General features: G+C 36.1%; 14 protein-coding genes. 2 read left to right on the top strand and 12 right to left on the bottom strand.

The genetic code is table 11. From position 1 onward, the window contains the following. Positions 1 to 1,020 carry a phenylalanine--tRNA ligase subunit alpha gene (pheS, locus tag ACB104_RS06945; RefSeq protein ID WP_370477559.1) on the bottom strand — a complete coding sequence of 340 codons (1,020 nt, stop codon included), beginning with the start codon at positions 1,018 to 1,020 and terminating at the stop codon, positions 1 to 3. 68 nt (positions 1,021 to 1,088) lie between these two features. Then, positions 1,089 to 1,445, bottom strand: a complete 357-nt coding sequence (locus tag ACB104_RS06940; RefSeq protein WP_370477558.1) for a hypothetical protein — start codon at positions 1,443 to 1,445, stop codon at positions 1,089 to 1,091. 66 nt (positions 1,446 to 1,511) lie between these two features. On the opposite strand from ACB104_RS06940, the gene ACB104_RS06935 reads away from it, so the two are divergent. Together ACB104_RS06935 and ACB104_RS06930 are read left to right on the top strand one after the other, a co-directional pair. After that, positions 1,512 to 2,033, top strand: a complete 522-nt coding sequence (locus tag ACB104_RS06935) for a CvpA family protein (protein WP_370477557.1) — start codon at positions 1,512 to 1,514, stop codon at positions 2,031 to 2,033. A gap of 137 nt (positions 2,034 to 2,170) precedes the next feature. After that, positions 2,171 to 2,641, top strand: coding sequence for a hypothetical protein (locus ACB104_RS06930; RefSeq protein ID WP_370477556.1), 471 nt, complete (start codon positions 2,171 to 2,173; stop codon positions 2,639 to 2,641). Positions 2,642 to 2,696: 55 nt separating this feature from the next. On the opposite strand, the gene ACB104_RS06925 is transcribed toward ACB104_RS06930, so the two are convergent. From ACB104_RS06925 to ACB104_RS06880, 10 genes are all read right to left on the bottom strand, one after another. Next, positions 2,697 to 3,323, bottom strand: a complete 627-nt coding sequence (locus tag ACB104_RS06925; RefSeq protein ID WP_370477555.1) for a carbonic anhydrase — start codon at positions 3,321 to 3,323, stop codon at positions 2,697 to 2,699. A 3-nt stretch (positions 3,324 to 3,326) separates the two neighbouring features. After that, the gene (locus ACB104_RS06920) at positions 3,327 to 5,195 is read right to left on the bottom strand and encodes a SulP family inorganic anion transporter (RefSeq protein ID WP_370477554.1); all 1,869 of its coding nucleotides are present in this window, start codon (positions 5,193 to 5,195) and stop codon (positions 3,327 to 3,329) included. Positions 5,196 to 5,305: 110 nt separating this feature from the next. Next, positions 5,306 to 5,962: a DUF2490 domain-containing protein gene (locus tag ACB104_RS06915; protein WP_370477553.1), complete on the bottom strand. Its 657-nt coding sequence runs from the start codon at positions 5,960 to 5,962 to the stop codon at positions 5,306 to 5,308. Positions 5,963 to 5,990: 28 nt separating this feature from the next. Then, complete coding sequence (locus ACB104_RS06910) at positions 5,991 to 6,620, bottom strand: carbonic anhydrase family protein (protein WP_370477552.1); 630 nt, start codon at positions 6,618 to 6,620, stop codon at positions 5,991 to 5,993. A 31-nt stretch (positions 6,621 to 6,651) separates the two neighbouring features. Further along, positions 6,652 to 7,479, bottom strand: coding sequence for a universal stress protein (locus ACB104_RS06905; protein WP_370477551.1), 828 nt, complete (start codon positions 7,477 to 7,479; stop codon positions 6,652 to 6,654). 5 nt (positions 7,480 to 7,484) lie between these two features. Continuing rightward, positions 7,485 to 9,077, bottom strand: a complete 1,593-nt coding sequence (locus ACB104_RS06900) for a SulP family inorganic anion transporter (protein WP_370477550.1) — start codon at positions 9,075 to 9,077, stop codon at positions 7,485 to 7,487. Positions 9,078 to 9,164: 87 nt separating this feature from the next. Continuing rightward, entirely contained in the window at positions 9,165 to 9,467 is a 303-nt protein-coding gene (locus ACB104_RS06895; protein ID WP_370477549.1) for a hypothetical protein, read from the bottom strand. Positions 9,468 to 9,519: 52 nt separating this feature from the next. Continuing rightward, a complete protein-coding gene (locus ACB104_RS06890) occupies positions 9,520 to 10,278 on the bottom strand; it encodes an SH3 domain-containing protein (protein WP_370477548.1) in 759 nt (252 codons plus the stop codon). Position 10,279: 1 nt separating this feature from the next. Further along, on the bottom strand, positions 10,280 to 12,055 hold the full coding sequence (locus tag ACB104_RS06885) for a BatD family protein (RefSeq protein WP_370477547.1): 1,776 nt from the start codon (positions 12,053 to 12,055) through the stop codon (positions 10,280 to 10,282). A 48-nt stretch (positions 12,056 to 12,103) separates the two neighbouring features. Beyond that, the gene (locus tag ACB104_RS06880; RefSeq protein ID WP_370477546.1) at positions 12,104 to 12,964 is read right to left on the bottom strand and encodes a tetratricopeptide repeat protein; all 861 of its coding nucleotides are present in this window, start codon (positions 12,962 to 12,964) and stop codon (positions 12,104 to 12,106) included. Positions 12,965 to 13,038 lie beyond the last annotated feature (74 nt).

The raw sequence follows: 13,038 nt of genomic DNA, 5'->3' as shown, positions 1-13,038 counted from the left end.
CTACAAAGCAGACTTAAACTGCTCCAAAAAGCGCACATCGTTTTCACTTAACAAACGAATATCACCTATTTGATGCAGCAGCATGGCAATACGGTCTATACCCATACCAAAAGCAAACCCGGAATATTCTTTTGAGTTGATGCCACAATTTTCCAAAACATTTGGGTCTACCATACCGCAACCCATAATTTCAAGCCAACCGGTACCTTTTGTAATTCGGTAATCTATTTCTGTTTCCAATCCCCAATACACATCCACCTCAGCACTTGGTTCGGTAAATGGGAAATAACTTGGGCGTAAACGAATCTTGCTTTTTCCAAACATTTCTGTTGTGAAATGTTGAAGCGTTTGTTTTAAGTCAGCAAAACTGACATCCCTATCAATGTAAAGTCCTTCAACTTGATGGAAAAAACAGTGCGAACGTGCCGAAATAGCCTCATTTCTATAAACCCTTCCAGGAGAAATGGTCCTGATAGGCGGCTTATTGTTTTCCATATAACGCACCTGTACCGAGCTGGTGTGCGTGCGCAACAAAATATCTGGATTGGTTTGAATAAAAAATGTATCCTGCATATCGCGTGCTGGATGATATTCTGGTAAGTTCAATGCGGTAAAGTTGTGCCAATCGTCTTCTATCTCTGGACCTTCACTCACATTAAAACCAATACGCGAAAAAATATCAATAATTTGATTTTTTACAATGGAAATAGGATGGCGCGCACCAATTTGCACAGGCGCACCCGGACGAGATAAATCACCATAAACGCCTTTTATTTCTTCCTTGCTTTCAAGTTCTTCCTTTAGGGCATCAACCTTATCTTCTGCAATTTTTTTAAGTTTGTTTATAGTTTGGCCAAATTCCTTTTTTTGGTCGTTTGCTACATTTTTAAACTCTGCGAAATACTGTTTTAAAAGCCCTTTGGAACCTAAATATTTAATTCGGAACGCTTCAATCTCCTCCTTTGATTGGGCTTTAAAATCTTCGGCTTCGGCTATGAGTTCATTTATCTTATCTATCATGTTATCCTTTAAATAGGTGGCAAATTTAAGGTTTTTTATTAGATGCTGAAACAAGTTCAGCATGACAATCAATCAATATAATCGGTTTCTACAAAATAGTTTACAATGGCTTCCTTCATTAAAACCGATTGCTCGCCCGCCTTTAAATGCGGTAAAACTTCCAAAACTTTGTAGTGCGGCCAGCCTTCGTCATCAACAAAATCGAGTTCGTAATAGCCATAAGGCGCCAGCAATTTACATATGGCAATGTGCATTAAATCCAGTTTTTGGTCTTTTTTAAAACTCCGGTTTAACTGCCCGAGTTCCTGCAAGCCTATTAAATAAATAATGGCATCCAAATCTATGGGCGCCCCATCTGCAAATTTGTTGGACAGTTTTTCAACCACCAAATCCCAGCGTTCCTTTAGTTGCTCGTCTCTTGCCATTTTTGTAATAAACCTATAAGCGTTAAAAGTTGCAAAGTTAGCTTATATTTGACAAAATTCTGAATTATGAACGTAATAGATATTGTTTTGGCCGGCTTAATTTTATTTGGGCTTGTGCGTGGTTTTATGAAAGGCCTTTTTGTCGAAGTAGCCTCTTTGGCGGCTTTAGTTACAGGGGTTTATGGAGCCATTCATTTTAGCAATTTTGCTTCTGAATTTTTACAGACCAAAACCGAATGGAATGAAAAAACCATAAATATTACGGCTTTTGCCATAACCTTTGTAGTTATTGTTTTGGCCATTGCATTGGCTGGAAAAGCACTGACCAAATTAGCCGACTTTGCCGCCCTTGGCATTCCCAACAAACTATTGGGAGGTGTTTTTGGTGCTTTAAAAATTGCCCTGATTTTGAGCGTGGTTTTAAATATTTTCGATAAACTGAACAACACCATTACCTTTATTGATGAGGAAAACATGCAAGACTCAGCGCTTTATAAACCTGTAAAATCTGTGGTGCCGCTTATTTTTCCGAATATCTTATCGCTAAATGAAGATGGGGGTGATGTTGATTTGGAGGGAGAAGTATAGAAAAGTTTTTTTTAATTGAGTTGGAAACAATTTTGAATAAAAAAATCCCCAAATATGGAATCGTAAGTTTAATTGGAGTCATTTTGATTTATCAATTTCTCCCAATTGGAGATTACTGCTCTGGCCTTCTAAACTTCGTGAATTCATTAGTTCTTTTTGGACTACTACTTATAATAGTTCTTATTATAGCAATTCAAAATCTTATCCTAATTAAAAGAAGAAAGAAAAAATTTGATTTCATTCCATTAGTACTCTTTCTATTCTTCGGCGTTTTGTGGTATTTTTTAGTAGAAATGCCATATAAAAAGTTTTGGACTCAAAAAACAATGGTCGGATTTGTAGAGAAAGAAGGAACACCTAAAAGTGGAACATTAGTCCTTTTTAAAAATGGCTCATTCGGAGCTTCGTACCACCATGCTGATTATAGTTGTACATATCAAGGAGATTATGAAATAATTGACAATCAACTAATTCTCAAGAGAACCGATATAATGGAATTGACTGACAGCATTTTTACGACCAAATACTTGATTAATAGAAAAAATGGCGTTTTAAAACCAACCGAAAATGAATTTCTGAAAATAGAAATTTCAAAAATAATAGAATGAAATAACCGCCTACAACCATACATAATTGTAATTAAGGCAAACTATAATTCAGATGTCAATCCAAATGATAAATTTCCATAATATCGTGTAAATACTTTTCGAAGTCTATTTTTAAATCGATGAGTTTTCCGGTATGTACGTCAAACACCCAACCGTGTACTTTTAAACCTCTATCCCTGTATGCTTTTTGTACCGCTGCTGTTTTAATTAGGTTTACGCACTGCTCTTTTACATTTAATTCTACAAGTCGGTCGTACTTTTTTTCCTCATCATCAATAGCAGTAAGTTCCTTTTTATGAATTCTATACACATCCCGAATGTTACGCAGCCAAGGGTTTAAAATGCCCAAGTCGGCCGATTGCATCGCTGCTTTTACCCCGCCGCAGGCATAATGTCCACATACAACAATATGGTTTACTTTTAAGTGGTCTACCGCATAATTAACCACAGACATCACATTCAAATCGATACTTATGACCATATTGGCAATGTTACGATGTACAAACACCTCACCAGGTTGTGCTCCCATAAGTTCTTCGGCTGTTACTCGGCTGTCGCTACAGCCTATGTAAAGCAACTCTGGGTTTTGCCCTTTGCCCAAATTTTCAAAATAATCATCCCTAACTTCAAGTTTGCTTTTTATCCAAGCTTTGTTGTTCTCAAATACTTTATTTAAATCCATAGTTTACGGTTTATGGGTGTCTTTAACATTGGTTTTTATCCATTTCATGCACTCCTTAAAACTTTCAAAGATATGTTCCCTTGGGATTAAATCTGGAATAATATCAATGCGTTCCATCATGTATTTAGGCTGGCTTAACAGGCCAACAAAAAGCACTTCAATATTCTTTTTGTTCAAATCTTGAAGCATGTCTTCCATGGCATAAAGCCCCGATTGGTCCATATATTGCATGCGTCCCAACCGGATGACCACTGTACTTGCCGAATCTGGAATTTGTGCTGTTAACTGTTGAAAATCGCTAGTTGAACCAAAAAACAATGGTCCTTTAATATGTTTTATGAATACTTCTTCCCTTAAATTATCTGGAAATCCTAGCTCGTCTTTCCATGCTTCCTCTTTAAGCGGTTTAACATCACTTCGCTCCGCGGTTAAATCACCTATTTTTTTCATGAACATTAAAGAAGCAATAACCAAGCCTATACCAACGGCGTATACCAAATTCCAAAATGTGGACAAAAACAATACAACCAACATAATTAAAACCTCCGAACTGAGTTTTAATGGGCCAACCTTTATATCCTTTGGCATGCTGGGTATGGCCTTTAATCCTTTATAATCCATTACGCCTATACCAACGGTTATTAAAATACCTGCCAATACAGCTGCAGGAATTTTCGAGGCTATGGGCCCTAATCCCAAAAGAATAACAAATAAAAGCACCCCGGCTATCATACCCGACAATCTTGTTTTTCCTCCTGAAGTAATATTTACAACCGTTCTAATAGTTGCTCCTGCCCCTGGAATACCGCCAAAAACTGCAGCAATACTGTTTCCAATACCTTGACCAACCAATTCTTTATTGGGTTTATGTTTTGTTTTGGTCATGTTATCTGCCACAACACTCGTCAATAAGGAATCTATGGCCCCTAACAATGCCAATGTTAAAGCCGTAAATATGTAGGGCGTCACATTGTTGAGCTTAAAACTTGTGAAAATTTCCAGATTAGGTATTGGTAACCCGCTTGGTATTTCTTCAATGGGTCTGTAATCCAGACCAAAACCAACGGCCACACCAGAAACCACCAGCAATGCGACCAGTGTGCTGGGCACGGCTTTGGTTATTCGTTTAAATCCATAAATGATAAATATGGTAGCTAATGCCAAAATCAATTCCAACCAATTAATATTTTGCAAAGCTCTTGGTAAAGCTTTTATGGCCCCCAAAGCACCTGAGGCTTCCTTAGCCGCTAGGGTTTTAGATTCTTTTAAAATATCTGCTTGGTTGGTTTCATTAGCTCTTCTTATGGTTTCTTTAAAATCCTCAAGTACTAAAATGCCCTCACCTGCTTCTTCCTCTAATATATTTTCTAAAATGGCTTCTTCAGCAAATGGCTTAAAGGTTTCAACAAACGCCGCATCTTCTTTTGGGTAGTAGCCCAAAGATGGTAAAATTTGCGTCAACAAAATAATCACCCCAATAGCGGTCATAAAACCAGAAACAACGGGATAAGGGATATACCGAATGTACTTACCCAACCCCAAAATTCCCAAACCAATCTGCATCAATCCAGCCAATAAAAAAACAGTTAGTATAACAGGCAACGCTTTTGAAACATCTCCGTCGTTAACCGCAATGATGCCCGCAATAACCACCATACTCACCGCTGTCATGGGCGCTGTTGGTCCAGAAATTTGGGTGTCTGTTCCCCCAAAAAGTGCTGCAAAAAAACTAATGAAAATAGCTCCATAAAGCCCCGCTGTAGGGCCCAAACCAGAAGACACCCCAAAAGCCAAGGCTAATGGCAATGCAACAATTCCGGCCGTAATACCACCAAATGCATCTCCTTTTAAGTTTGAGAAGAGGTTTTTCATCAGTTAATGTTTATTTGAAATTAAATAAGAATCCTAAATTTAATTCATAATGACCCGAAAAAAAAGCCTTACATTAAAAAGTATTGCTTTTTCAACTAAATTAAGAATTTTTAAAAATTAACAAATGCAATGATATTGAACTGATCTCTGCCCGAAGTTTCGAAAAATTGATTCATATAGCCTGCCTCTAATTTAAGATTTTCATTAACCTGAAAACCCAACCCACCATATAAGCGGTTTCTATCAAATATGGCACTTTCAGTGTTTAAAAATATTTCGTTGTAGGCCGAAAAATAAAATGGGCCGCTTTCTTTGAAGGGAATATTTAGGCTTAAAAAGTAGCGCAACCTCATTTTAAAATCTGATGCCACAAAACGCTGTTCAAACCTGTATCTGTGATTTAATTTAACACTTCCAATATTTTGCTTTGAGGTAAACTGCTGAAAAATTCTGTGCTCATTAACTGAAATTTTGTTGTTGGTATTTCCGATATAATTTTCAGATAGAATATAGCCGTAGCCTAAAAGTACATTATTTTTTCCTTCGTTGAATGTGCAGCCCAAACCCGTTCTGAGCAACAATTGCTCTAAATAGCCAACAGCATTATAATTTCTATATTGGACTTCGTTGTGAACATTCCACTTAGCGTTTATTTTTTTATTACCAATATAAATTAGCCAGTTACCGAAATTACTGTCTTGGGCATGAATAAAAAAAGGTAGCATAAGCAACAAAGCCAATGCCACCCTACTTGCTTTCTTTTTCATATAATTTATTCCCGTTGAAAGCACTAATCTATTCGTAAAATGTAACCGCACCTGTGTTGATGTCGTACATGGCACCAATAATCATGATTTCACCATTTTTCTCCATTTCTGCTAAAATTGGACTTTCTTTATGTATCCTTTCTATGGTCAACTCCACATTCTTTTTCGATACACTATCAACAAATTCTAAGTTTTTAGAATTTCTCAAGTTTTCATCTTTAGGCTCTTTAACAGCATTTACTGCTGGGTCAATTTTTTCAATTAACTTGGTTAAGTTACCCATTTTAGCGTGGTCGCAAGCCCCTTTTACTGCACCACAACTGGTGTGCCCCAAAACAACTATGAGTTTTGTGCCAGCCAACTTGCAGGCAAATTCCATACTTCCCAATATGTCTTCGTTAACAAAATTTCCTGCAATACGAACGCTAAATATATCGCCCAAACCTTGGTCGAAAACCAATTCTGCAGAAACCCTTGAATCTATACAACTTAAAATTGTGGCAAAAGGAAATTGCCCTTCGCTGGTATCGTTTACCTGCTCCAGTAGGTTTCTATTGGCCTTTAAGTTATTTTGAAATCGTTCATTACCTTCCTTTAAAAATTGCAATGACTTCTCTGGGGTCATTGTTGCTTGTGTTTCTTTGGTGTGTGCTTTCATGCGTTATTGTTTACTGTTAATGCTGATAAAATTATCTCCTATTTAAATTTTTACTTCCGGTTACTAAAAATGAAACATTAAGGTTATCTATTACCTCTTCAATATTTGATTTTTTAGCACTTAACTTGTTTTTATTTTGGTGTGATGCCCTATCGATACAAAGCAAATTAATATTATTTTTTAACAAATATTTGTCGATTACCTTTATATTATTATCGGCCTGCTCAAAAACATACTCAACACTATTTTCATTAAGTTGATTTTGTCCTTTAATCTCTTCACTAGCCTTTTTTATGATTTTGAACGACTTTAGAGGTTTTTGGGTGTTAGCCATTAAATCTTTAGCAAACTCGAAATCAATTTGTTTGTTTGAAGCATTTAACATCCCTAAACCAATTTCTTCACTGGGCTCAAGCGCTTTTTTGTTAGAAGCTATCATGACAACACCATTAAAATTGTTGAGGATAAAACTGGTGATGTTATCGCCTATCAAACCTAAACGACTAGCTTTTCTTTTTCCCAAAACGATAATATCCGGCTTGTTCTCTTTTAAATAACTTTCTATTTCATACTTAACGTTTCCATATGAAAAAGATGTGGTAATGTTTACTCCGTAAGCTTCTTTTATTGGGTTTATTAAACTTTCAATTTTCCTTTTCGTTGCAAAATGTTTTTGGTTTATTGTTCGCTTTGCAGAAAGTTGGTTTTCATCTTCAACAACATCTGATGCTTTTTTTACATGAAAAAAAGTTATTTCTCCTCCAATAATTTTTGCGAGACTAACTGTGCTTTTTAAGGTGGAATCTACCGAATTTTTCAAATCAGATAGCACCAATAGTTTATATTTATTTGTTCTCATGACACCTAATTTAAACTTAAACTTGACTGAGGTCTTGTTCTGAAGAACTCAACAAAACTTTCTGGATTCTCTACTATTCCACGCTTAGACGTCAACTTTATATCAATATTTCTTTCTTTCGCCTTAAACAGAAAGTCCTCGAGAATTTCAATAATGTCATTATCTAAATATCTTGTTTTTAACAGGTCAATTTCTAGATATGTGTCTCTTGGCAAACTATCCAATTCTTTAAGAATCGCTCCTTTGTTAAAAAAGGTTACTTCTTCTGCCAAAGACATTTTTATTTTGTGTTTTCCATTGCTTTTGTCTTCAATGTGAAGGAAGTGAGAGTTTTGGTAGCTTTTTAACAGAATAACAACTATACCAACCAATAAGCCCAAACCAATACCATAGAGAAGATCGATAAAAACAATGCCCAAAACAGTTACCGTAAAAGGGATAGACTGTTTCCAACCTAAATCATACATCTGTTTAAATAATTTTGGTTTTGCCAATTTGTACCCAACAACCAACAAGATAGCAGCCAATACAGATAGCGGAATCATGTTCAATAACCTAGGAATTAAAATAACGGAAATCAACAAGAAAAAACCATGAATAATGGCAGACATTTTTGATTCTCCACCCGATTGAATATTAGCGGAACTACGAACAATTACTTGAGTAATGGGCAAACCTCCAATCAATCCAGAGATTATATTTCCTGTACCCTGTGCCAACAACTCCCTGTTGGTTGGAGTTACGTTTTTATGGGGATCTAATTTATCGGTAGCTTCTACACAAAGTAAAGTTTCTAAACTAGCCACTAAAGCTATGGTGAATGCTACAATCCAAACATCTGTATTTGTAATAACAGCAAAATTTGGAAAACTAAATTGCGCCATAAAGGAGGCTGCATCTTCAGGCACAGGTACACTTACTAAATGTGACTGTGAAATGGCCAATGCTTCATTTGATTGTGTTACCGAGTAAAAAATAATACCTAAAATAACGGCAACCAGCGGGCCTTGTATTAATTGAAAAATTTTGGCTTTTTTTGTTAAGACCCTATCCCATAAAATCAATATAGCTAATCCAACCACTCCTATTATTGTAGAACCGACTGTAATATTTTCAAATACATGAAAAATAGCTGAAAATGTATTTTCTCCGGAAGCTTCAAAAAAACTATCTGCTCCTTCAGGCTCTGCATCATAGCCAAAAAAATGGGGGATTTGTTTTAATATAATGATGATTCCAATGCCCGTAAGCATTCCTTTAATGACCGATGAAGGAAAATAATATCCAATTACCCCAGCTTTTAAAACCCCGAAAATTAATTGAATTACCCCTCCAATCACTACGGCAACAAGAAAATTTTGATAACCTCCCAAAGTTCCAATGGCGGTTAATACTATGGCAGCCAATCCTGCTGCGGGGCCACTAACACCAATATTAGAACCACTTAAGGCTCCTACAACAATTCCTCCAACAATACCAGCTATTAATCCTGAAAATAATGGTGCTCCACTGGCAAGAGCTATACCTAAACACAATGGCAAGGCAACAAAAAATACAACTATACTCGCTGGTAAGTCTTTTTTAATAGTTTTAAACATATTATAATAAGTTTTGATTTGGCAATTACACCAAAAAGTCAATAAATTAGAACTGATATAGGCCATCAACTAGCCTAAAACCTTAAATTATAATATGTGTAACCTAGGAGGAGGTGAAGTTAGTTTTAAATGTGGGTTAGGATATTTTTTGGCACAATATTCTAAATTGTGCTCATCCTCTAAAATTGAAAAATCTAAGTCTGATGCTTCCAAATTACAGTATAACAGCTCCTTTTCAGCTGTTTTTTTTCCACCCTTTTCTTCTTCTTCTGAAGTGGTGTAAAAAACAGAAACATCAACAGAATCGTCTATTATTGATATAACTGTTGGTGCCATTAAAAATAGCAAAAACAGTGTTGTTAATAATATGGAAACGATTTGTTTCAGCATTAAATTCAATTTTTAAAAACGTAAATATACAATTCTTAACGTTAAGTTTTTATTAAAAATCGTTTAACAGCCTGATGTCTTGCGATGCAACCCAACCTGTTTTTCCGTCTGAAAGTTTAATCTTCTTCCAATTGTTATAAGATTCCTCAACCTGAACTTTAGTGCCTTCGTGCAGCCTAAAAGCTTCTTCACCACGTTGGTTAGGTGTATTTCTAACTTTACTTTCTTGAGCAAAAACAATAGCTGGATTATCCAGTTTATCCAAATTATATCTGTGAAAAGCGAAAGCTACCGTCACAAAAACCAAACCTAAAGACAGTAAACTTCCAATAAAAGCCATGCGTTTGCTTAAGGTTGAATATGAAAAATAGTAGACCAAAAATAAAATGACAAAACAAAAAACCAGTCCAACGGCGGTTTTTGCCCAGCCATCAAATGATAATCTATTTGCTGCACTGTTTAAAAGCTTCGGCAAACCAGCTTCCGGAACTACATCTATTGCATCAATGGTCATATTTTTGGCAAAAGCTATGTTGTTTTTAATGTCTTCATCGTTGGGTGCCAATAGAAGAGCTTTTTCGTAATAATAAATACTGGGTGCAATATTATTTAGCTTGTAATGGGCATTGCCCATATTAAAATATAAATCGGCAGACTGTACTCCGCTATTCAAAATAGCTTTATAATTATCAATGGCTTCAGCATATTTACCTTCATTATAAAGGGCATTGGCCTTTTCAAACGTAGATTGGTTTTGAGCAACACAAAACGTGGTCAATAAAAAAACTAATATATATACTAATTGCTTCATTTTACCGTGCTTGCTTATCAATTAATGAAATAGTTTTGGCTGCCTTATCGTAATCCTCTTGCATCGTAACGCTGTCTATTGGGGTATAGCGCGCAAAATCACAACTTTCTATAATACCAATAAAATCTTTTATCACTTCCGGTTGCACCTGCTTTTGTTCTAACAAACTTTTAATTTTATCTTTACTTAAATCGCTCGTTTCTATATGCAATTTTGCCTTCAGGTAATTATGTAAGGCTTTCTCCAAAGCGATGTAAAACGCTTCTTTTTTACCCAAAGATTTTTTGGCGCTGCTCAAGTACTTTTTCGCCAATTTATCGGCTTTTCTAATTTTATTCCCAAAAACATCGGCATCCCTACTCGCTTTTTTATTTCGAATCACGATAGCAACAGGAATAACTAAAAACGGCAACAGCAATAAACTCCAAAACAGTTTTGTTTTAAAGAAATACTCTTGTTTAATAGCTTCAAATTCTGTTTTCGTCTTAATGAATGCGAAGTGATCACTATTTAAAACCACCTCTTGTTTATTGCCACTGGCAACCGATGTGCCACTATTATTTGCATTGGTGTTGGACGGTCCACTTAAAACATTGATGACAATTTCATCAGAAGACAACCGTTTATAGCTTTCAGTGGCCAAGTCAAAATATGAAAATGAAATACTTGGTATAGGGTACTTTCCTTTATATTGCGGCACCACTGTATAACTATCAGAAATATCACCCTGCATACCGGACAAATTGGTTCTTACATTTTCTTTGTGTTCCGGCTCGTATACCTCTAATGAACTTGGCAAGGATATTTTAGGTAATTTGAAAAGTTTTAAGTTGCCATTTCCGCTTACATCAACCTTTACCTGCAATGATTCTGTAGCGTCAAGTTCAGTTTTGGAAGCCGACACATTAAGATTGAAATCCCCAACAGCGCCGGCGAAATCAACAGGCTTACCAACTTCTGGCAACGGCTTTACATTAATGGTTTTGTTGCCAGCCGAAACCGTTTTGCTTGTGCGTGTCATTAACAAACTTCCAAAAATATCTCGTCTGTTTGTAGGCACTCTCAATGCAATGTCCAAAGTTAATGGCTCAATATCAAGCTTGCCCGTTTTTTGAGGATACAAAACCGTTTTTCGAAGCACTAAAAACCTATAGTCTTCACCGTTAAATTTTCCGTTTTGTACTTTTTGTCCTTGGGTGTCGATGTTTTGGCTCCAAAAATCGTTATACCGTGGGGTATCTATTTCATTCCAATTGTCAACTGCTATTTTTGGTGATACATAAAGTTTGTAAACAACCGTAATGGCCTCATTCAAATACGGATTGGTTTTTGAAACCTCGGCCACTAAATGAATGTTTTCGGAAGCCAAATATTGAGGGTCATTTGGGTCCTTCGGAATATCGACGGCTGCAGTTACCTCTATTTTTATTGGTGTGGTTTTATATGTCTGTCCATCTATTACTATAGTAGCCTGCTCAATGGTAAAATTTCCGCGAGATTTTGGCGCTAAAAAATAGCTATACGTTTTTTTAAAGGTACGTTTACCGTTAATCCATGAATTGCTAACGGCTTGATTGGGTCCACCAACCACAGTAAAGTTGGCAAAATCTGGCGGATTAAAATTATCCCCATCTTGGTTCATTTCAAAGTCGATGCGCAGCCGCTCATTAACTCCCAATGTGGTTTTGCTCGCTTTTGCATTAAACTCAACTTGCGCAGACACAAAGCTCGTGGCAAAAACCAATAATATGATGGATATGTGTTTTACTATTTTCATTTTTCTGTCAAAAACTCTTGGCTTCTGTCTTCCTTACTTCTAAATCCTCTACCAATCTTTATCTGTTTGGATAATGACACCTTGTTGTTTTTCAGCATTCATTTTTTCTTGAACTTTTTGTTCTTGATTATTCATGGCCTCCAAAAGATTTTTTATTTGCTGGGGAGACAATTGTCCTGGTTGAGGTTTAGGCTGTTGTTGCTCCTTTTCTTGATTTCCTTTTCCTTGGTCTTGCTTTTCGTCTTTTGGTTTTCCATCTTCATCCTTTTTATCTTCACCATCCTTCTTGTCTTGGTCGCCTTCGTCCTTTTTATCTTCTTTGTCGTTACCTTCTTTATCCTGATTTTCCTTGTTTTCTTGATCTTGATTATCCTGCTGGTCCTTATCCTTTTGGTCTTGGTTGTCTTTATTTTCGTCTTGCTTATCCTGATTCTGGTCTTGCTGGTCTTGTTGTTGCTCAGCACATGCCTTGGCTAATGCAAAATTATATCGGGTTTCGTCGTCTGTAGGGTCATTTCTCAAAGCGTTTTTATAGGCCTCAACGGCTTCCTTACACTTTTTGTTTTGCATTAAAACGTTGCCGATGTTATGAAATGCTTTGTGTTTTTCAGATTTTGAAGTGGCAGCTTCTGCAGCTTCTTGAAGTCTAAAAATGGCTTCATCAAAATTTCCGCTTTTTATATAGGTGTTTCCTAAATTGTACGTTCCGGCTACCGAATTTGGCTGCTCTGAAATTGCTTTTCTATATTCCATTTCAGCTGAAACCACATCATCATTTTGCAATAAATTGTTGCCTTCATAAACATAATTATTGGCTTTTTTAAGCGCCAACAATTGGGCTTTGTCTTTCTCTTGGGAAAAAGACAGAACCACCGAAAACATTATTAAAACCGAGAGTAATTGCTTCATTTTCATTTCTAAATTAGAAAATATTGTCTTTTTTGTCCGTTAAAAAATTTATAAAAATGGGAAACATTGAATCA

This window comes from Tamlana flava (assembly GCF_041287255.1).
Classification (GTDB): domain Bacteria; phylum Bacteroidota; class Bacteroidia; order Flavobacteriales; family Flavobacteriaceae; genus Tamlana; species Tamlana flava.
This window is presented reverse-complemented; position numbering and strand designations above follow the sequence as displayed.